19 protein-coding genes, 2 pseudogenes and 1 riboswitch are annotated in these 18,954 nt (G+C 69.5%); of the genes and pseudogenes, 11 read left to right on the top strand and 10 right to left on the bottom strand.

The genetic code is table 11. The features are described from left to right. Window positions 1-120 (top strand): annotated as a pseudogene (locus PU704_RS19515) (IS481 family transposase); the annotation flags it as partial. A 439-nt stretch (window positions 121-559) separates the two neighbouring features. On the opposite strand, the gene PU704_RS19510 reads toward PU704_RS19515, so the two are convergent. Further along, a complete protein-coding gene (locus PU704_RS19510; protein ID WP_139318648.1) occupies window positions 560-898 on the bottom strand; it encodes a hypothetical protein in 339 nt (112 codons plus the stop codon). A gap of 194 nt (window positions 899-1,092) precedes the next feature. On the opposite strand from PU704_RS19510, the gene PU704_RS19505 reads away from it, so the two are divergent. Then, window positions 1,093-1,371, top strand: a complete 279-nt coding sequence (locus PU704_RS19505; protein ID WP_082157557.1) for a hypothetical protein — start codon at window positions 1,093-1,095, stop codon at window positions 1,369-1,371. Then, window positions 1,368-2,390, top strand: a complete 1,023-nt coding sequence (locus tag PU704_RS19500) for an SURF1 family cytochrome oxidase biogenesis protein (protein WP_047804879.1) — start codon at window positions 1,368-1,370, stop codon at window positions 2,388-2,390. The genes PU704_RS19505 and PU704_RS19500 overlap by 4 nt, the downstream gene beginning before the upstream one ends. 233 nt (window positions 2,391-2,623) lie before the next feature. Here PU704_RS19500 and PU704_RS19495 read toward each other — a convergent pair whose 3' ends face one another. The 3 genes from PU704_RS19495 to PU704_RS19485 all read right to left on the bottom strand — a co-directional run bounded on the left by PU704_RS19495 (window position 2,624) and on the right by PU704_RS19485 (window position 5,255). Next, complete coding sequence (locus tag PU704_RS19495; protein WP_101851591.1) at window positions 2,624-3,220, bottom strand: copper resistance CopC family protein; 597 nt, start codon at window positions 3,218-3,220, stop codon at window positions 2,624-2,626. A gap of 267 nt (window positions 3,221-3,487) precedes the next feature. Beyond that, window positions 3,488-4,423, bottom strand: coding sequence for a cysteine synthase A (gene cysK / locus PU704_RS19490; protein ID WP_047804878.1), 936 nt, complete (start codon window positions 4,421-4,423; stop codon window positions 3,488-3,490). Between the two features lie 82 nt (window positions 4,424-4,505). Next, window positions 4,506-5,255: a cytochrome c biogenesis CcdA family protein gene (locus PU704_RS19485; protein WP_047804877.1), complete on the bottom strand. Its 750-nt coding sequence runs from the start codon at window positions 5,253-5,255 to the stop codon at window positions 4,506-4,508. Window positions 5,256-5,336: 81 nt separating this feature from the next. On the opposite strand from PU704_RS19485, the gene PU704_RS19480 reads away from it, so the two are divergent. The 7 genes from PU704_RS19480 to PU704_RS19450 all read left to right on the top strand — a co-directional run bounded on the left by PU704_RS19480 (window position 5,337) and on the right by PU704_RS19450 (window position 12,404). Continuing rightward, window positions 5,337-5,723, top strand: coding sequence for an ArsR/SmtB family transcription factor (locus tag PU704_RS19480; protein ID WP_047804876.1), 387 nt, complete (start codon window positions 5,337-5,339; stop codon window positions 5,721-5,723). Continuing rightward, a complete protein-coding gene (locus tag PU704_RS19475; RefSeq protein ID WP_047804875.1) occupies window positions 5,720-7,663 on the top strand; it encodes a heavy metal translocating P-type ATPase in 1,944 nt (647 codons plus the stop codon). The genes PU704_RS19480 and PU704_RS19475 overlap by 4 nt, the downstream gene beginning before the upstream one ends. Further along, window positions 7,660-8,172: a signal peptidase II gene (lspA, locus tag PU704_RS19470; RefSeq protein WP_047804874.1), complete on the top strand. Its 513-nt coding sequence runs from the start codon at window positions 7,660-7,662 to the stop codon at window positions 8,170-8,172. The genes PU704_RS19475 and lspA overlap by 4 nt, the downstream gene beginning before the upstream one ends. Before the next feature lie 333 nt (window positions 8,173-8,505). Beyond that, entirely contained in the window at window positions 8,506-9,045 is a 540-nt protein-coding gene (locus PU704_RS19465) for a TlpA family protein disulfide reductase (protein WP_308216846.1), read from the top strand. Between the two features lie 176 nt (window positions 9,046-9,221). After that, window positions 9,222-10,868 carry a cytochrome c biogenesis protein ResB gene (gene resB, locus PU704_RS19460; RefSeq protein ID WP_238986123.1) on the top strand — a complete coding sequence of 549 codons (1,647 nt, stop codon included), beginning with the start codon at window positions 9,222-9,224 and terminating at the stop codon, window positions 10,866-10,868. Window positions 10,869-10,880: 12 nt separating this feature from the next. Further along, a complete protein-coding gene (gene ccsB, locus PU704_RS19455) occupies window positions 10,881-11,969 on the top strand; it encodes a c-type cytochrome biogenesis protein CcsB (protein ID WP_047804872.1) in 1,089 nt (362 codons plus the stop codon). Between the two features lie 222 nt (window positions 11,970-12,191). Further along, complete coding sequence (locus tag PU704_RS19450; RefSeq protein WP_047804871.1) at window positions 12,192-12,404, top strand: hypothetical protein; 213 nt, start codon at window positions 12,192-12,194, stop codon at window positions 12,402-12,404. Between the two features lie 97 nt (window positions 12,405-12,501). Here the strand turns inward: PU704_RS19450 and PU704_RS19445 are convergent, their stop codons facing one another. The 6 genes from PU704_RS19445 to PU704_RS19420 all read right to left on the bottom strand — a co-directional run bounded on the left by PU704_RS19445 (window position 12,502) and on the right by PU704_RS19420 (window position 18,178). Next, window positions 12,502-13,149, bottom strand: a complete 648-nt coding sequence (locus PU704_RS19445; RefSeq protein ID WP_047804870.1) for a vitamin K epoxide reductase family protein — start codon at window positions 13,147-13,149, stop codon at window positions 12,502-12,504. Then, entirely contained in the window at window positions 13,142-15,043 is a 1,902-nt protein-coding gene (locus PU704_RS19440) for a bifunctional copper resistance protein CopD/cytochrome c oxidase assembly protein (RefSeq protein WP_139318370.1), read from the bottom strand. Before PU704_RS19440 ends, PU704_RS19445 begins: the two co-directional genes overlap by 8 nt. A 125-nt stretch (window positions 15,044-15,168) precedes the next feature. After that, complete coding sequence (locus PU704_RS19435; protein ID WP_047804869.1) at window positions 15,169-15,852, bottom strand: DsbA family protein; 684 nt, start codon at window positions 15,850-15,852, stop codon at window positions 15,169-15,171. 69 nt (window positions 15,853-15,921) lie between these two features. Then, a complete protein-coding gene (locus PU704_RS19430) occupies window positions 15,922-16,728 on the bottom strand; it encodes a cation diffusion facilitator family transporter (RefSeq protein WP_238986117.1) in 807 nt (268 codons plus the stop codon). Next, window positions 16,725-17,093: an ArsR/SmtB family transcription factor gene (locus PU704_RS19425; RefSeq protein WP_047804868.1), complete on the bottom strand. Its 369-nt coding sequence runs from the start codon at window positions 17,091-17,093 to the stop codon at window positions 16,725-16,727. Before PU704_RS19425 ends, PU704_RS19430 begins: the two co-directional genes overlap by 4 nt. Before the next feature lie 434 nt (window positions 17,094-17,527). Continuing rightward, window positions 17,528-18,178 (bottom strand): C40 family peptidase, encoded by a 651-nt coding sequence (locus PU704_RS19420; protein ID WP_047804867.1) that lies wholly within the window; start codon window positions 18,176-18,178, stop codon window positions 17,528-17,530. Between the two features lie 5 nt (window positions 18,179-18,183). After that, window positions 18,184-18,360: riboswitch (cyclic di-AMP (ydaO/yuaA leader) on the bottom strand. 407 nt (window positions 18,361-18,767) lie between these two features. Here PU704_RS19420 and PU704_RS19415 point away from each other — a divergent pair. Next, window positions 18,768-18,954, top strand: a pseudogene (locus PU704_RS19415) (aa3-type cytochrome oxidase subunit I); the annotation flags it as partial.

Genomic DNA, 18,954 nt, shown 5'->3' with positions numbered 1-18,954 from the left:
GAGCGCGACGATGCCCTACCGGGCTGGCTGCACTTCTACAATCATCATCGAGCCCACTCCGCACTTGGAGGCCAGCCACCGGTCACCCGCCTGACCAACCTCCCTGGACATCACACCTAACCCCTCCATGCCTTCTTCACTCGCAACGGCGCAACCACTTGCCGCAGCAGTGTCGGCTGGTGCCATCGTAGCGGCAGGTGGCAGAAACGGTGCCCACGATGATGATCAACGACGGACCGTGCCCGCCGCCGCAGCCAGTGGCGGCAAGCGATGCGCTCATTCCTCGAGTGTCCCGGCCTGATTCGGGCGCTGGGGGTGGTGCAGGTCGCCGCGGGCGTGGTCTGGGTGGCGAGCCTGCCTCCGGCCGCCCAGTGATCGACGCCCTGCTGTGCGCTCGACTTCACGGGGCCGAGGGGCGCCAGGTTGAAAACCCGCCCCCGGACCCGGTGGTGGCATCGAGGCGGTGGATGAATGCTCACAGGCCAGAGGAAGCGGTGAAGAAGCGGATGAACACCGAGGCCGCCACAACCACGTAGGTGATGGCCAGGAGGGTTCAGGCTTACTCGTCAGCAAACCGCATCAGGGCGACGGGGGCAGCAATGATGCCGTGGACGAGGTTGCGCACGCTCAGCAATAGGATCACTGGGAGCATCCCTGCCCACACGCTCATGCAGTACAGGCACAGGATGGAGATGGCGGAGAGCGCCTGTGGCCACCACCAGCTCACGAACACCACTCCGCCGGCTGTAACGACCACGGTGGAGTCCGCCTGTAGCTTTATCACCTCGCCGGCAAGCTCCGACACCAATCCGCCGTCTATCTTCAGCAGTCGCGCCCGCCCGCGCTGTTCTCCTGGGACATGGACCTCGTGTTGGAGGGTGAGATCATCACCGATCACGGCGACAACGGGGAGGGCCGCGACGGGGGCCCGCAGGCCGCGAGGTCGGGCTCTGGGGCACAGCTGCTCCCAGCGGGGACCCGGCTTCCTCCGCTACTGTCGAGGACGACACCTCCCGGAGCCGCGGCGCGGCCTGAGCCCGCCGCGGGGCTGTTCCGGAAGCCTGACCGAGCACCCCGAGGAGCACGACTGCCGTGGAGTCCGACCGGCTCAGATCGCTGTCCCTGCACGAATCCGAGGCACCACCGGGCGGCCCCGACAACCCGCAGTGCTCCCGCAAGGGCTGCCGCGCCGACGCCGCGTGGCGGATCCGCTGGAACAACCCGCGCATCCACACCCCCCAGCACCGCAAGAGCTGGCTGGCGTGCCCCGACCACCGCGAGGACCTCGAGAAGTTCCTCCGCGCCCAGGGCTTCTGGAAGAACACCGTCCCGCTCGGCCACGACGGGCCCACCGGGGAGGACCGGCCGTGAGCGACTACCGGTTCCTGCTCAGCGGGAAGTGGCTCGGCTTCTTCGCCCTGGCCTGCGCCGCCGCGGCGGTCTCCGTGTACCTGGCCGGGTGGCAGATGGACCGCAACGACCACCTGGTCGGGGAGAACGCCAAGATCACCCGCAACTACCGGGCCGAGCCGCTGACCGGCAACGAGGCGGCCGCGCAGTTCGCCGCCCACGACCCCACCCTCACCTGGCACCCGGTGGAGCTGACCGGCGAGTACCTGGCCGAGGACCAGGTCCTCGTGCGCAACCGTCCCCAGGACGGGCGCGTGGGCTACGAGGTCCTCGTGCCCTTCCGCACGCAAGCCGGGGACGTGGTCGTGCTGGACCGCGGCTGGATCCCCACGGGCTCGGCCGCCAACGGGATGCCCGACGAGGTCCCGGCCCCGCCCACCGGGCAGGTGAGCGTCACCGCGCGGCTGCGTCCCGGGGAGCCGGCTGTGGACCGCGGCGCCCCGGAGGGCCAGATCGCCACCATCCAGCTCCAGGAGCTCCAGGAGCGGTGGGATCGGCCGATCGGCACGGCCGCCTACGCCGAGGTCTTCGCCGAGGACCCGGCCCCGGCCGTGGCTCCCGCACCCGCGCCCGAGCCCGAGATCGACTCCGGACCGCACCTGTCCTACTCCCTGCAGTGGTACGCCTTCGCCGCCCTGTTCTTCGTGGCCTACGGCTACGCCGCCCGGCAGCAGGCCCGCAACGACGCCTGGGACCGCCAGTACGCCGCAGAGATGGAACGCCACCTCTCCCAGTTCTACGACGAGGACGGCAACTACGTGGGCGAGGGCGAGGAGGAGCTCGTCATCCGCCAGATGGAGATGGCCGACGACATGCCGGCCCACTTGAAGTCCCTGATGCGACCCAAGCCGCAGCGCCGGCGCCACCGGCCGACGTGGGAGGAGGAGGAAGACGCCCTGCTGGACGCCTTCGAGGACGGGGTCATGGACGGGACCGAGAATCGGACCATGAGCCCAGCTGCGGTCCGCGCCATGGACTAGTGCTCCGTTCCTCCAAGAAGAGAGTCAATACGTCCTGTGACCCGGTCGCGCTGTCGAGCGGTTGCTGAAGCGATGGGCTTCACGCAGTCATCCGTGCGGCAGCGGTGTGATTTCGGGGACTGGCACCTACCCCGCGTCGAGCATCAGCAAGGCCCAGGAGGACCACCACAGTCGCGGCGCCCGCCCCCAGGTCCTTCCGCGCAGGGCTCCTGCGCCAGCCCGGCTGCAGGGGTTCAGCTCTTGCGGCGGCGAGAGACCAAGACCAGAAGCCCGATCACGGCCAGGGCCGGCACCACCACGGCGGCGCCGAGGGCCCACCCGGACAGACCCTCGGAGCTCTCCTGTGCGGCCGCGTCCTGGGCTGGGGCGGAGCTGTCCGAGCTGTCAGCGGGGGCCTCGGTCGGGGTGCTGCTGAGGCTGGGGGCCGGGGTCGCGGTGTCCGCGCCGTCACCCACCTCGTAGGTGTAGGTGCCTTCGATGGGGTGGCCGTCGCTGGAGACCACCCGCCAAACCACCTGGTAGGTCCCTTCCTCGGACCCGGCCGCGGCCAGGGGCTGGACCACTTGGGAACCGTCGCGCTCGAGCGGGCCCTCGGTCACGGACTGGCCCTCGGGGCCGGTCACCAGCACCTGGTGACCGATGTCCATGATCTCCCCGCTGTAGGAGAGCTCGATCTGTTCGGGGGCGGTCTCCAGCACGGCGCCCTGTTCGGGGGAGGTACTCAGCACCTCGTCATGAGCGGCGGCGGGGACCAGCCCCAGGGCGGTCAGGGCGCCGACCGCGCTCACGGTGGCGGCGGTACGGCGCAGGGCAGAAGTGGTGGTCAGCATGGCACTGGGGTCCCTTCGGGGGTGAGGAGTGGGTGCGTCAGGCTGCGCCGCCGCACCTGGGGGGTGCGGCGGGAGATAGAGATCCGGTGCCAGGCGCGGGGAGCCATCCCGCCCGCCACCGGAGGCGTCCAGCCGAGACCGGCTCTTGGAGTCGGATCCGAGACCGGTGAGCGCCACCAGCTGTAGCAACCGGCGTCCGGCACCGGAATGCGTCATGGCGTCCCGGACGCGCAATGCTGAACGTAGCGCGGCAACCCGGGCAGGGCCTCAGCCGCGGATGTCCTCGTAGAGCAGGGTGGAGATGTAGCGCTCCCCGAAGTCGCACACGATGGCCACGATCAGCTTGTCCCGGTTCTCCTCCTTGGCGGCCTCCTGCAGGGCGGCCCACACGATGGCCCCCGAGGAGATCCCGCCGAGGATGCCCTCCTGGGTGGCCAGCTCGCGGGCGACCCGCACCGAGTCCTCCACGGTCACGTCGTAGACGTCGTCGTAGATCTCGCGGTCGAGGTTGTCGGGGACGAAGTTCGCCCCGAGGCCCTGGATCTTGTGGGGCCCGGCCTTGCCCTCGGTGAGCAGCGGGGAGTCGGCCGGCTCGACCACGATCAGGCGGATGTCCGGCTTCTGCTCGCGCAGGTAGCGGCCCGCGCCCGTGATGGTGCCGCCGGTGCCCACGCCGGAGACGAACACGTCGACCTCGCCGTCGGTGTCCTCCCAGATCTCCGGGCCGGTGGTGGCGTAGTGGATCGCCGGGTTGGCCTCGTTGGCGAACTGCTTGGCCAGCACGGCGTTCTCGGTGGACTCGACGATCTCCTGGGCCTTGTCGACCGCGCCGCGCATGCCCTCGGCGCCGGGGGTGAGCACGATCTGGGCGCCGTAGGCGCGGAGCATGACCCGCCGCTCCGTGGACATGGTCTCGGGCATGGTCAGGATGACCTTGTAGCCGCGGGCGGCGCCGACCATGGCCAGGGCGATGCCGGTGTTGCCGGAGGTGCCCTCGACGATCGTGCCGCCGGGCTTGAGCTGCCCGGACTTCTCCGCGGCGTCGACGATGGCCACGCCGATCCGGTCCTTGACGGAGTTGGCGGGGCTGTAGAACTCCAGCTTCACGGCGACGTTGCCGGGCAGGCCCTCATCCAGATGGTTCAGCCGGACGAGCGGGGTGCGGCCTACGATCTCGGTGACGTCGTGGTAGATCTTCGCCATGTGTGCTCCTCGGTGATGGTGTGGTGAATCGTTGGGTGTTGGGGGTTCGGTGCGTCACAAATTGGGGATGTTCTCCGGGGACTCAGACGGGGGTGATGAAGGTGCCGGCGAGGCTTTGGAGCTGGTAGATCCACTGCATCCAGATCCCGGTCACCATCAGCAGCCCCACGGCGATCAGCACGGAGCCGCCGGCGAGGTTGAAGGTGCGGATGTTGCGGCGGATGTAGCTCAGGGTCGTGGTGACCCAGTTGAGCCCGGCCGCGACCAGGACGAAAGGGATGCCCAGGCCCAGGCAGTAGGTGAAGCCCAGCAGGGCCCCGCGCCAGGCCCCTCCGGTGGTGGTGCTCAGCGCCAGCACGGCACTGAGGGTCGGGCCCATGCACGGTGTCCAGCCCAGGCCGAAGACCACCCCGAGCAGCGGGGCGCCGGCGATGCCGGTGCGGGGTTGGAAGGACAGCTTCTTGGTCTGCTGCAGGAAGGAGAACTTCCCGACCAGCACCAGTCCCATGAGCACCACGAACACCCCCAAGGCCCGCATCAGCGGATCCTGCCACCGCACCAGCCAGCCCCCGATGGCGCCGAAGGCCGCCCCGTAGAGAGTGAACACCGCCGCGAAGCCCAGGATGAACAGCCCCACCCCAGCCAGCACCCGCCGGCGGTTGTCCGCCCGAGTCGGATCGGCCAGCCCGGAGACATAGCCGAGGTAGCCGGGCACCAGCGGCAGAATGCACGGGGAGATGAAAGAGACAATCCCGGCGATCATCGCCAGGGGCACAGCGATGAGCAGGGCCCCGGAGTTCACCGTCTCGGCAAAGTAGCCGCCAATCGTCATCACAGTCTCCTCGGGCCAGGGGGCGCCCCGAGACTACCGCACATGACCACTGTCAACCCAAAATGAGGCTATCATCGGCCCATGACGATTTCTGAGTATGTTCCGCAGGCCCCCTGCGGGGCGTTGGATCCGGCGGCGGCATTGTTCCACTCCCTGTCCGATCCGACCCGGCTGGCCATCGTGCAACGAATGGCCGTCGGGGAGGTGCGGGTACGTGATCTCACCAGCGAACTGGGGTTGGCCCAGTCCACCGTGTCAGGCCATGTGGCGTGCCTGCGCGGTTGCGGGCTGGTGCAGGGTCGGGCGCAGGGGCGCAGCGTGTACTACTCGCTGACCCGCCCGGAGCTGCTGGACATGCTCGCTGCCGCCGAGGTGCTGTTGTCGGCCACTGGCAACGCCGTGAGCCTGTGCCCGAACTACGGTCTGGACGCCCAGCAGACCCGACAGGCCCCGGAGGTTGTGCGATGAGTGATGCCTGCTGCGCCCACGATGAGCCTGCCCACCACGAGGAAGCGGGGCCGGCCGGTTTCTGGCAGGTGAGCGAGGTGCGGTTCGCCTCCGCGGCCGGCGTGCTGCTGGCAGTCGGGTGGGCCACCCACCTGATGGACGGCCCCGAGTGGCTGGTCACCGCCGTGAGCGTGGTGGCGCTGGGGTTGGCGGGGTGGACGTTCGTGCCCTCCACGCTGCGCCGACTGGCCAAGGGCCGCATCGGGGTCGGGACCTTGATGACGATCGCCGCCGTCGGGGCGGTAGCCCTGGGCGCGATCGAGGAGGCGGCGGCGCTGGCCTTCCTCTACGCGATCGCCGAGGCGCTGGAGGAGTACTCGGTGGCGCGGACCCGGCGCGGGTTGCGCGCGCTGCTGGACCTGGTCCCGGATCAGGCCACGGTGCTCCGGGGCGGGGTGCCGGCCACCGTGTCCCCGGCCGAGCTGGTGCCGGGGGACCGGATGGTGGTCCGTCCCGGGGAGCGGGTGGCCACCGACGGGCGGATCCTCACCGGGCGCACCTCGGTGGACACCTCGGCGCTGACCGGGGAGTCCGTGCCGGTGGAGGTCGGACCGGGTTCGGAGGTCTACGCCGGGTCCATCAACGGCACCGGCCCGCTGGAGGTCGAGGTCACCAGCACCGCCGAGGACAACTCTCTGGCGAAGATCGTGCACATCGTCGAGACCGAGCAGTCCCGCAAGGGCCCCGGCCAACGGCTGGCCGATGCCATCGCCAGCAAGCTAGTGCCGGGGATCCTCATCGCCGCGGCCCTGATCGTGGCCTACGGGTTCATCGTCGGGGAGCCGCTGCTGTGGTTCGAACGCGCCCTGGTCGTGCTGGTGGCGGCCTCACCGTGTGCGCTGGCGATCTCGGTGCCCGTGACCGTGGTGGCCTCGGTGGGGGCGGCCAGCCGCATCGGGGTGCTGATCAAGGGCGGTGCCGCGGTGGAGACCCTGGGCAAGATCGGCACCATCGCCCTGGACAAGACCGGCACCCTCACCCGCAACAACCCGGCCGTCATCGAGGTCGCCACCAGTCCCGGGGTGACCCGGGAACGGGTGATGTCGCTGGCGGCCGGGCTGGAGGCCCGCAGCGAACACCCCCTGGCCCGGGCCATCCTCGCCGCCACACCTGAGCAGGCCGAGGTGACCCAGGTGGACACCGTTCCCGGGGCCGGGCTGTTCGGCACCTTCGAGGGTGCGCGCCTGCGCCTGGGCCGCCCGGGGTGGATCACCCCCGGGCCCCTGGCCGGAGACATCGAGCGGATGCAGCGCGCCGGTGCCACGGCCGTGCTCATCGAGCAGGACGGGGATGTCATCGGGGCAGTCGCGGTGCGTGATGAGCTGCGCCCGGAAGCCCGAGAGGTGATCACCCGGCTCAACCGCGCCGGGTACACCACCGCGATGCTCACCGGGGACAACACCCTCACCGCCACCGCCCTGGCCCAGGCCGCCGGCATCACCCAGGTCCACGCCGACCTGCGCCCACAGGACAAGGCGGAGATCATCCGCACCCTCAAGGAGCAGCGCCCCACGGCGATGGTCGGTGACGGCGTCAACGACGCCCCGGCCCTGGCCACCGCCGACATCGGCATCGCCATGGGCGCGATGGGCACCGACGTGGCCATCGAGACCGCCGACATCGCCTTGATGGGCGAGGACCTCCAGCACCTGCCCCAGGCCCTCGGCCACGCCCGGCGGACCCGGTCGATCATGCTGCAGAACGTCGGGGTGTCCCTGGCGCTGATCGCGGTGCTGATCCCCCTGGCACTGTTCGGCATCCTGGGGCTGGCCGCGGTGGTGCTGGTGCACGAGGTGGCCGAGATCCTGATCATCGCCAACGGGGTGCGCGCCGGCCGGATCCGCCGTGACACTGCGCGCCCGGCCGCCCAGCCCGCACCGTCCCTGGAACCGGCCGCATGAGCGACGCTCCCCCGCCCCGCACCGGCGCCTCGAGCAGGCCGGAGACCCGCCGCAGGACAGTTGTTCTGCTGGTCGGGGCGGCAGGGCTGGCCGCCGTCGACCTGATCGTCAAAGCCGTGGCCGAAGCCCGGCTTGCGAGCGGCGAGGCGGTGGATCTGGGGCTGCTCATGCTGCGCCTGCACCACAATCCCGGGGTGGCTTTCAGCCTCGGGGCGGCCCTGCCCTCCTGGGTCGTCATCGCCGCGACCGGGGCGATCATCGCCGGGCTGACCTGGTACCTGCTCATTGCGGTACCCACCCTCACCCGGCTCACCCGCGTCGGAGCGACCCTGCTGCTCGGGGGCGCTATCGGGAACTTCCTCGACCGCCTCGACGGGGACGGGGTGGTGGACTATTTGCACACCGGGTGGTTCCCCACCTTCAACCTCGCCGACGTTTTCGTCACCACCGGGGTGGTTGCCCTCCTGGTGGGCACGATGGTGCCACCGCGCACCGAGGACCACGCATAAGAGGTGGCCGGTCACCCGTCACAGCTTTTCCTACCGTTCCATGTCGGCGGGAACGGATCCCATGGCCATGAGGTGCCTACCGCATGAGCACGCCGGTGGGGGTGCCCCCCGGGCCTGGGCGAGCTCCGTCCCGGAGCGCCGACAGGAGGGGCGTCCAGGGGCTCATCAGTTTCGCTGGCCATAGTGAGTGGGGTTCGACCCGGTCATCTCCTGCCCACCTCGATCTGATCCCCTGGTGAAATGTTCGCGACCTCCCGCCTCATCCTCCCCACGGCCACGCTGTCCCGACGCCGTGTGCTTTCCCTGACCGCTCTGGGTGCCCTTGGAGCGAGCTTGACTGGTTGCGGTGCCGAGGAGGACTCGCTGGCCCAGCAGGCCAATGCCGGAGATGGGAAGGGCTACATCGGCGGGGACGGCACGGTCTCCGCATACGCCCCGGACCAGCGCGGGGAACCGGTGCAGTTCACCGGCACCTTCTTCGACGCCACCCAGGCCTCGGCCGCGGACCTGCGCGGGACCCCCGTCCTGCTGAACTTCTGGTACGCCGGGTGCGCCCCGTGCCGGGTGGAGGCCCCCGATCTGAAGGAGCTCGCCCAGCGCTTCGCGGGGCAGGTCACCTTCTACGGGGTGAACCTGCGCGACGAGCGAGCCACCGCGCAAGCCTTCGAGCGCACCTTCGAGATCCCTTACCCCTCCTTCGAAGACAAGGACGGGGACGTGCTGATGGCCCTGAGCGCCTACGTGCCCCCGCAGGCGGTGCCCACCACGCTGGTGCTCGACGCCCAAGGTCGGGTGGCGGCCCGCATCCTGGGCCTGGCCGATCGCTCGATCCTCGAAACGCTCCTGGCCGACGTGGCGGCTGAGACGGCATGAGCACCGGCACTCCACCCGGTCCCCGCCCCGGGGACGAAGAGGTCACCGTGAGCGCCACCGGCGACGCCGAGAACACTCCCGAGGACACCACCAGCAGAAATGCCCGGAGTGCTCCCTCCGGCGGGTCCGGCCAGGGTCCCGGCGATGTCGAGGTTCCGGTTCTGGGACCAGTGGGCATGGCCCGGTGGGCCTGGACCCAGCTGACGAAGATGAATACCGCCCTGTTCCTGCTGCTGCTGCTGGCCGTCGCGGCTGTGCCCGGGTCGATCTTCCCCCAGCGCATCCAGGACCCCGCTCGGGTGAGCGACTACATCGACAACAACCCGACCCTGGGACCGTGGCTGGACCGGTTGCAGCTTTTCGATGTTTTCTCCTCGGCGTGGTTCTCCGCGATCTACATCCTGCTGTTCGTCTCCCTGGTGGGCTGCGTGCTCCCGCGGGCGGGCAAGCACTGGCGGGCGTGGCGGGCCGAGCCTCCGCGCACCCCACGTCGGCTGGAGCGGCTGCCCGAACACCGGTCCCTGACCCTGGGCGGGTGCGACAGCGCGGCGGCACCGGCCCCGGACGAGGTCGTGGCTGAGGCCGCCCGGCTGCTCAAAAGGCGCGGCTATCGGGTGGCCGTACGCGAGACCGGCACGGCCGCCCCGTCGGTGGCCGCCGAGCGGGGGATGTGGAAGGAGGTCGGCAACGTCGTCTTCCACCTGGCCCTGCTGGGGGTGCTGATCTCCGTGGCCGTGGGCTCTTTGTTCGGCTACAAGGGGCAGAAAATCTTGGTGGAGGACGAGTCCTTCGTGAACACCCTGATCGGCTATGACTCCTTCACCCCGGGCACCAATTACAACCCCGATTGGCTGCCCCCTTTCTCGTTGCGCCTGGACGACTTCTCCTCCGAGTTCTACCGCGACACCACCAACCCTCGGAACTACGGGGCCCCGATCGACTTCACCGCCGAGGTCACCATCGAGGACGCCCCCGGTGCGGCCCCGCGGCAGGAGACGTTGAAAGTCAATGCACCGGTCAACGTCGACGGGGTGAAGTCCTACCTGGTGGGCAACGGCTACGCCCCGGTGATCCGGGTGACCGACGGCAACGGGGAGGTGGCGTTCGAGGGCCCGGTGGTGACGATCCCGGTCGATGGGGTCTACACCTCCAACCTGACCCTCAAGGTCCCCGACGCGCGCCCCGACCAGCTGGGCTTCACCGGGTTGCTGCTGCCCACCGCGGTCACCGGCCCGGACGGGATGCCGCGCTCGGGCGATCCGGGTCTGGCCAACCCCCGCCTGATCCTGTCCTCCTACTACGGGGATCTGGGCCTGGACACCGGTAAGCCGCAGAACGTGTACGTCCTCGACGTGGCACCGCTCACCGAGCTCAACTCGATGATGAGTGACAACGGGGCGATCACCCTGGACGCCGCGAACCCCGTGCACGAGCTGCCCGAGGGCAAGGGCACGATCGAGTTTCTGGACGTGAAGCGCTACGTGGGCCTGGACATCGTCTACGACCCGGGACGCACCGGGGCCTTCATCTCCTTCGTGGCCGCCTTCGCCGGGCTGCTGATGTCGATGTTCATCTCCCGCCGCCGCGTCTGGGTGCGCGCCACCACCGACCTCGACGATCAGGGCCGTCCGGCCACCGTGGTGGAGTACGGGCTGCTGGCCCGCGGCGAGGACCCCCGACTGCGTACGGAGGCCGAGTCGCTGGGCGAGCTGTTCACCACCCACTGGAAGGCGATCGGGGTGCGCGATGACGCCGGTGACCGCACAGAGTCTGCCCCCGAGAAGACCACGGACCGGGCCCGCCGCGGCCCCACCACCAACTGAGAGGAAGTGCCCATGCCCGTCAACGAGACCCTGGGCACCTGGAGCGAACTGTTCATGCTCCTGGCCGCCATGACCTACCTGGTCAGCTTCATCGCCTTCGCCTGGGACATGGCCCCCCACGCCAAGACCCTCCACGCACCCGGACAGACCGGCCGCCACACCGAGGCCGACCGTGCGCTGATCGGCGCCGCGTCGGCCGGCGCCGGGAACGCGCGCCCCCTGGAGGCCACCGACCCGCGGGCCGGTCTGGGCGCCGGGGACCGCGGGCGCGGCTACCGCGCCGCTGCCCGCTCTGTGCTGGCCGAGCACGTGGCCGATGCGCAGATGCGCTACACCGGGGAACGCCGCCCGGCCGCGCGGGTGGCTGTGACGGTCATGGTCCTGGGCTTCGCCCTCCACACGGCAGCTGTAGTGACCCGCGCGATCGCCGCGGCGCGGGTGCCGTGGGGCAACATGTACGAGTTCTCCACCACCGGGGCCCTGGTCGTGGCCGGTGTCTACCTCGTCTCCTTGTGGCGGCGTGACCTGCGCTTCGTGGGGGTCCTCGTGTCCGGGCTCGTGGTGATCATGCTGACCGCGGCCACCATCGGGTTCCCCACCCCGGTGGGCCCGCTGGTCCCGGCCCTGCAGTCCTGGTGGCTGGTGATCCACGTGTCCATCGCGGTGGCCGCCTCCGGGATCTTCACCATCACCTTCGCCATGGCGGTCCTGCAGCTGCTGCAGGCCCGGCGGGAGCGGACGATCCTCGCCGGGGAGGCCCCCGGTATGGGCTTCCTGGCCATGGTCCCCTCCTCCCAGGCGCTCGAGAACCTGTCCTTCCGGCTCAACGCGGTCGGCTTCGCGTTCTGGACCTTCACCCTGGCCGCCGGCGCGATCTGGGCCGAGCAGGCCTGGGGGCGCTACTGGGGCTGGGACGTCAAAGAAGTGTGGACGTTCGTGATCTGGGTGGTCTACGCCGCCTACATGCACGCCCGCGCCACCCGCGGTTGGACCGGCACCCGCTCGGCGTGGCTGTCGATCGCGGGTTACCTCTGCGTCATTTTCAACTTCGTCGTGGTGAACACGGTGTTCACCGGACTGCACTCCTATTCCGGGCTGTAAGCCCCGCGGAGCGGGCCTCCGGCTCAGCGCAGGGTGGGCCGATCGTGGCCCCCGGCCAGCACCGTGATGAACTCCCGATGCCAAGAGCAGTCCTTTCACGGTGGTTGTCCCGGCGCCGCCACGGCCCGGCGGATATCTTTTTGACGTCGCGAGCAGGATGCGCAGTTGCCCGGTCCTCACCAACTCGCGAAGGTCCCCCGTGCGGTGCGCTGCCGTGGCGTGATGGACATGGGGCTGTGGCTCCTGTTGCTAATAGTGGTGGTGCTGCTGATCGGCGTACTGGCATTCGGGGCGCTGGGCGATCGCTCGATCATCGATGGCCTCAGCGGAAGTGGATCCCGCGGCGACGGCCGACGCACCCAGTCGATCCCGCCGGAGCGCTATGCCCGCGCAGAGATCTCACCGAGGACCACCAGGAACAGCTGCACCCCCTGACGCTGAGGGGGCGGTCCCCTCCTTTGATCCCGGACAGATTTCGGCCCCGGCGCCTCTCCATCGAGAGACGCCGGAGCCGAGGTCGCTCAGGGGCTGGTCAGAGACCGGTGAAGATAGAAAAGAAGCGGAAGAACACCGAGGCCGCCACGGCCACGTAGGCGATGACCACCAGAGTCCAGGCCCACTCGGAGGCAAACCGCACCAACCGGGGCGGGGCGGGGATGATGCCGTGGGCGAGGTTGCGCACGGTGAGCAGGAGAAACAGCGGGATCATCGCCGCCCACACGATCATGCAGTACAGGCACAGGATGTAGATGGTGAACAGCGCCTGGGACCACAGCCAGATCACGAACACCGCCCCGAGAGTGACCCCTGCCTGCAGGCCGATCCAGTACCAGCGTCCGAACTGTGCCCCGGCCAGGGCGGCCATGGCGGTGGTGATCACCACCGCGAAGGCGACGATGCCGATCAGCGGGTTGGGGAAGCCGAAGAGTTCCGACTGCCAGGTGCCCATGACGCGCCCGCAGGACACCCAGGGGTTGATGTCACAACTGGTGACGTGGCCCGGGTCCTTGTAGAGCTGAAGGCGCTCGAGCACCAGGATCGCCGAGGCGACCCACCCGATCACCCCGGTCACCAACAGGACCAGGGCGAAGGGGCGGTGGCGGGCGAAGCCGGGCAGGTGCTCTTCGGCGACCGGGCCGGCGCCTGGGTGAGGGTGGGCGCTGGTGGTGGTTTCAGCCATGGTGGATGTCCTTGGGGGTTCCTCGATCAACGGTGGCGTCGGTGGTGCCGTGCTGGTGTCCTCGGGCCAGGACGGCCAGGGCCGCGGCCAGCAGGGGCAGGACCCCGGCCAGGATGATCCTGGTGGCTGCGGATTGTTGATCCGCCAGCGGGGAGGGCCCCCAGTCTCGGCCGAGTCCGGAGAACCACTCTGGTTGGATCACCGTCGGTGACAGGGCCGTGAACACCGCCCAGATCCCCAGCACGGTGGCCACCGCGAGCAGCACCAAGGCCTGCGTGCGCACCGCTCTGCGGTCCGGTGGGGCGGCCAGCGCGGCGGTAGCGAAGATCAGGCCCAGGGCCACGGCGGTGGTGTTCATCAGTTCGTGGCCGACGTGGGTGTGCAGGGCCAGGGCGAAGGCGGGGGTGTAGTAGAAGACACCCAGCCCTGCCAGGACCAGGATCCCGGCCGGGGCCGGGTGAGCCAGCAGGGCCCCGGCCCGGGAGGTGCGCCATGCGGCGGCGAGCTCGCGCGCCCCGGTGCTGCCGTCGGTGCGGGTCGGCACCAGGGCCGCGGCCAGGCGGCCGGGGGCCCCGGCGATCAGCAGCAGCGGCACCGGGAAGCTCAGCAGCAGGTGAGCGGTGGTGTGGACGCTGAACAGGATCGGGGCGTAGAGGGCCATCGCCCCACAGGTGACGTAGACCAGCAGCACCAGACCGGCCATAAACGCGGCCGTGCGCGCCACCGGCCATGGTGCGCCGGTGCGGCGCAGGTGTCGTACCCCGCCCAGGTAGAGACAGGCGGCGAGGATCGCCACGGCGATCCACAGCCAGTCGACGCGCCACTGGGTGAACCAGCCGGAGAAGCTCAGGGGCGGGGGCAGGAGGTAGCCGGTGAGGATCTCCGCGGGGGTGATGTCCGGTTGCCGCTCTAGGGGCACCGGAGTGGGAGTGCGCCCTAGGGCCACGCCCAGGGCCATCACGGCGCAGAGGATGAAGACTTCCACGGTGATCAGTCGCCACACCCGGCCCAGCCTCGGGGTGCCGGCGGTGATCGCCCGGCGGTTGAGGTACCCCAGCACGCCCAGGGCCACGGTGGCGATCGTCTTGGCGATCACCAGTGCCCCGTAGCCGGAGTTCAGCCCGTCCCAGCCACCGATCCGGTAGATGGTGTTGATGACCCCCGAGACGGCGACCAGGACGAAGGCCACCCCGGCCAGGGTCGAGAAGCGTTCCAGCACGGTCCGAGCCGTCTGGTGGCCTGCGGCCGGAATGGTCAGCAGCGGGGCGAGCAGGGCGAGCACGATGATCCCGCCGGTCCAGATCCCGGCACCGAGCAGGTGCAGGGCCAGAGCGTTGACGGCCCCGTTGTGGTCATCGACCCCGGCCACGTGTCCCAGTTGGGACAGCGGGATGACGGCGGCCAGGGCCACCAGGGCGGTGGCGGCCACCGGCACCGGGGAGCGGGCGAGCACGGCCAGGGTGGTGGTCAGGGCCGCGGTCACAGCGGTCACCGCCCACGCCTGGCCAGGGATCAGACGGGTCACGTAGTAGCCCAGCTGCCCGGTGAACTCGGCCGAGCCGGAGACCGGGGTCCCGATGGTGTCGGCGTAGCTGAGCACGATGATCGCGACCGCGGCCAGGGTCCACACCCCGGCGGCGGCCGCGGCCACCGTCATGGCCCGGGCGAAGGCCGGGTGTTCGGCCCCGGCCTGCCCCGCCCCGGTGACCGGAGTGGATCGGGGCACTACGGTGGTGGCGAAGACCAGCCCGGCCCAGGTGATGCCCATGGCCAGGTGATGCACGGTCGTGGCCAGCGGCAGCCCCCAGCGCACCAGGGCCCCGGGGTCGAGCACCTCCCGGGGCGCGGTGGCCCCGGAGGAGCCCAGGGCCATCCACAGCACGGCCAGGGTCACCAGCCCGACACCGATGCAGACGGCAGCGACGGCGCGCCGGCGCCGCCCAGCCGGCGCCGGCCTGGGAATCGTGCGGAGGGGCAGCGGCGGGGTGGACGTGTGGGGTGAGGAGGCCTTCATCACTGTCAGTCGGTGGCCGCGGTCTCGACGGCGTCCCGGAAGGCTTCCAGGGACTCGGGGTTGAGCACCTCCCCATTGAGGAAGAACGTCGGGGTCCCGCCCACCCCCAGAGCCTCACCGTCGGCGACGTCGAGCTCGATGCGCTCTTGGGTGGCCGGATCGGCCACCGCGGCATCGAAGGCGGCCATGTCCAAGCCGAGGTCTTCGGCGAAGCCGCGGAAGACCGCGCTCTGGTCCTCGCCCGACTCTCCCCACTGTTCCTGGGTCTCGAACATGCGCTGGTACATCGCCTCGTACTGTCCCTGCTGGGCCGCGGCCTCCACCGCGAGGGCGGCGTTCATGGAGTTGCGGTGGCCCGGCAACGGGAAGTAGCGGTGGACGAAGGTGACGGTGTCGGCGTATTCGGCCCGCAGCTCCTCGACGAACGGGTAGGCGGCCCGGCACCCTTCACACTCATAGTCCAGGAACTCCACCAGCACGGCTTGTTCGTTGGGGGCCTTCGAGAGCACCCGGCTGTTCTCCCGCACGAGTTGCCCCGCGTCGTCGGGCACCGCCGGGGTGGAATTGGCCCGGGCGATGAGGATCGGGATGGCCACGGCCGCCACGACGGCAGCCAGGAGGACCCACACGATGATCTTGGCCTTCGAGGGCTTCTGCTGTGGGGTGGGCGTGCTGGCGGTAGTGCTCACAGGGGGTTTCCGTTCAGTCTCGGGCAGCAGGGTGTACCAGGGATGGGAGGGGGTCAGGGGTGGAGGGTCTCACACCACCCCGGTGTGCTCAGCACTCAGGCAGCCGTCGTGAACGGTGACGTGGGCCGAGAGCACCGGGGTGTCGGAGTCGATCCTTGAGGCGTGCAGGTCGTGCACACCCACCACGTGCGGCAGGGCTTCCAGGCGGGTGCGGACCTGCTCGAGGTCCAGGCCCTTCGGGGTGGTTTCCATCAGGACCTCAATGGTGTCGCGCAGCAGGATCAGAGCCCGGGGCACGATCAGGGCGGCAATCAACAAGGACACGATCGCATCCGCCCGGGTCCACCCGGTGGTGGCGATGACGATCGCGGAGACGATCACCGCCACCGAGCCCAGGGCGTCGTTGGCCACCTCCAGAAACGCGGCCTTCATGTTCAGGTTCTCCCCCCGCCCGGAGGCGAGGATGGCCAGGCCGATGACGTTGCCGACCAGGCCGATCACTCCGAACCAGAGCATGGCCGTGGACTCGACCTCCGGTGGCTCCAACAGCCGGCGCACCCCTTCGACGGCGATGAATCCGCCCACGGCCAGCAGCACGGACGCTTGGGCGGCCGCGGCGACGATCTCAGCGCGCTGGTAACCCCAGGTGTGTTTCTCCGTGGCCGGTCGCAGAGCCAAGGTCGCAGCGGTGAAGGCGATCAGCAGTCCGGCCGAGTCAGTGAGCATGTGTCCGGCATCGGCCAGCAGCGCTAGGCTGCCCGAGATCACCGCGCCGATGATCTCGGCGACCATGATCGTGGCGGTGATGGCGAAGACCACCGCCAGCTTGCCCCGCCGCCCGATGGTGGCGTGGGCGTGGTGGTGCTCCGCGCTCATGCCGGGATCTCCTGGGTGGTGGCGTCATCGGTGCGGTCCGCAGCGGCGCACTCGGGCGTCCTGCATTGGCACACCGACTCGACGGTGAGGATGGTGCCCAGCAGATCTTCCAGCGCGTGGGTCAGCTTCGGGTCCGAGAGTTCATAGCGCACGTTGCGCCCGGCCGGCACGCCCACGACCAGCCCGCAGTCACGCAAACAGGCCAGATGGTTGGACAGGGTCTGACGGCTCACCCCGATCCGGTCCGCCAGTTCCGAAGGCACCGCCGGGCCCTGCTGCAGCTGCAGCAGCACCGCGGCCCGGGTGGGATCGGCCAGTGCTTTGCCGAAGCGAGACATCACCTCGACCGGGGACAAGATCCTCATGCACTAACCGTACAGTAGAAGCTGTATCAAATGAGATGGGGCTCCCCTGGATGATCGGGCAATGTCCAGCTTGCATTCTTACGGTGAGAGCGGACGGGGGTGCCGTCCGCCACTGCGACATCCCCGTCCCCCGAGCCATCACCGCACCCCGGGCGGCCGTCGCTCCAATGCCCCTGCCGGGCGGGAAGAGTGCTGCCCGTATCCAGCGGGAGGTGAGGCAAGGCCATGCGTACTTTCCGGGGCCGTACAGCAAGGTCGACATCCGCGCACAGATTCCCTGCCGAGCGCAGGGCGGCAGGATCGTCGCGACTGTTCAAGACTGCATCCAGGCGCGGAGTGCCCCGAAGGTTCACCGGCGAGGATCCTGTCGGGGCACTCCACACTCGATGGATGGTCCGGCAACGACCGGCCGCCACCGCAGCAGCGAGTCCGGCTCAGCGGTAGGTGTAGTACCCGTCGAGGGGCATGGCGTTGACGGAGTGGACGAAGGTGCCCTGGGTCGGGTTCAGCGCCGAGACCATCTTGCCGCCACCGATGTAGATGCCGATGTGGTTGCCACCGTTCTGAGACACCAGGTCCCCAGGCTGCGGGGTGGAAGTCGGGGTGGCGGCGGCGATCTGCTGGAAACTGGTGCGGGGCAGGTCAATGCCGTTCTGGGCGTAGACCCACCCGGTGAACCCGGAGCAGTCCCAGGCCCCGAAAGAGGTCCCGCCCCAGACGTAGCCGGTGCCCACGCCCTGCATGGCCGTGCCCACGATGCCGCCGGCGGCCGGGGCGATCTCGGTGATGGCGGTGGACTGCGGGCTCACGCTCGAGGTGGCGGCGCCCTGCTGCGGGGCCGGGGCCTGGTCGGCGGGCTGCGCGGTGACCGGGGCCTGGGTGGTGTAAGAGGCCAGATTGGCCATCCCTGCGGCCGGAGCCGCATAGGAGGACCCGGAGGCGGCGGGGATCTCGGCGTAGGCCTGGGCCGGGGCGATGGAGCCCATCACGGCCACACCAGCAGCGGCGGCGATGGCGGTGGTGCGCCCGGCGCGCGAGGTGGTCCCGGCGCGGTGGCGGGCAGTGTTCTGCTTGAAAAGCGACATGGGTGGGTTCCTCCCTTTGCCTACGAGGTGAGCTGTCGGGTTCGGGTGGGAGACACCCGGCCGTTCAGGACGCACGCGCTCTGAACGACTTAACCCCAAGGCCCCGGCACACCGGGACCGGAAATGGTTTCCCCGCTTCTGCCAAGCGATTTCTCTTCAGGAACCCCGGGCACCGGCAGAACTCGGCGATGTGCCACGGGGATGCCGAGCGGATCAGCAACCGGCACACCGTGCACAATAACAGGTCTATTACGGAACAATCACAATCCGATTCGGGAGTGTATAGATCACGTATAGAGATAATCAATATTCGATGAAGTCCTGATGCTCAGCAGATACTTATCTGGCATCTTCCCGTGAAGAGACGACGGTAAAGAAGATGAGGTGGGACGGGACGCGGCGGTGGGCCCACGGCCGCGCGGACTGAATTGTCCTGTGGTGCCGGGGAATGATGCCTGGTCTCTCATGTTCAGGGGTGAGCATTTGGGGAGATTCCTGGGAATTTCAGTGGAAGATTCACACCGGTGGGTCCCCGCTGGGTGCGCTACGGTGACCGAGGTTCGAAGTACGGGAGGCCTGAGGAGGTCGCATGGCTATCTACGAGTACACCGCCGAGGAACGTCCCGCGGTTGCACCGGTGGTCGTGCCGCGGTCCAAGGGACGGATGGTCGTCAACTGGCTCACGTCCACCGACCACAAGACGATCGGGTACATGTACCTGATCTCCTCCTTCGGCTTCTTCTGCATCGCCGGTGTGATGGCGCTGCTGATCCGTG

Source organism: Kocuria oceani, from assembly GCF_029524215.1.
GTDB lineage: Bacteria > Actinomycetota > Actinomycetes > Actinomycetales > Micrococcaceae > Kocuria > Kocuria oceani.
The sequence above is the reverse complement of the archived record's forward strand: the minus strand, read 5'-3'. Positions and strand labels throughout refer to the sequence as shown.

Coding starts and splice junctions, on each gene's coding strand:
- PU704_RS19495 (WP_101851591.1), bottom strand. CDS start 3,220: ATGCTGACCACCACTTCTGCCCTGCGCCGTACCGCCGCCACCGTGAGC.
- cysK (WP_047804878.1), bottom strand. CDS start 4,423: ATGGCGAAGATCTACCACGACGTCACCGAGATCGTAGGCCGCACCCCG.
- PU704_RS19485 (WP_047804877.1), bottom strand. CDS start 5,255: ATGACGATTGGCGGCTACTTTGCCGAGACGGTGAACTCCGGGGCCCTG.
- PU704_RS19480 (WP_047804876.1), top strand. CDS start 5,337: ATGACGATTTCTGAGTATGTTCCGCAGGCCCCCTGCGGGGCGTTGGAT.
- PU704_RS19475 (WP_047804875.1), top strand. CDS start 5,720: ATGAGTGATGCCTGCTGCGCCCACGATGAGCCTGCCCACCACGAGGAA.
- lspA (WP_047804874.1), top strand. CDS start 7,660: ATGAGCGACGCTCCCCCGCCCCGCACCGGCGCCTCGAGCAGGCCGGAG.
- resB (WP_238986123.1), top strand. CDS start 9,222: ATGGCCCGGTGGGCCTGGACCCAGCTGACGAAGATGAATACCGCCCTG.
- ccsB (WP_047804872.1), top strand. CDS start 10,881: ATGCCCGTCAACGAGACCCTGGGCACCTGGAGCGAACTGTTCATGCTC.
- PU704_RS19450 (WP_047804871.1), top strand. CDS start 12,192: ATGGACATGGGGCTGTGGCTCCTGTTGCTAATAGTGGTGGTGCTGCTG.
- PU704_RS19445 (WP_047804870.1), bottom strand. CDS start 13,149: ATGGCTGAAACCACCACCAGCGCCCACCCTCACCCAGGCGCCGGCCCG.
- PU704_RS19430 (WP_238986117.1), bottom strand. CDS start 16,728: ATGAGCGCGGAGCACCACCACGCCCACGCCACCATCGGGCGGCGGGGC.
- PU704_RS19425 (WP_047804868.1), bottom strand. CDS start 17,093: ATGAGGATCTTGTCCCCGGTCGAGGTGATGTCTCGCTTCGGCAAAGCA.
- PU704_RS19420 (WP_047804867.1), bottom strand. CDS start 18,178: ATGTCGCTTTTCAAGCAGAACACTGCCCGCCACCGCGCCGGGACCACC.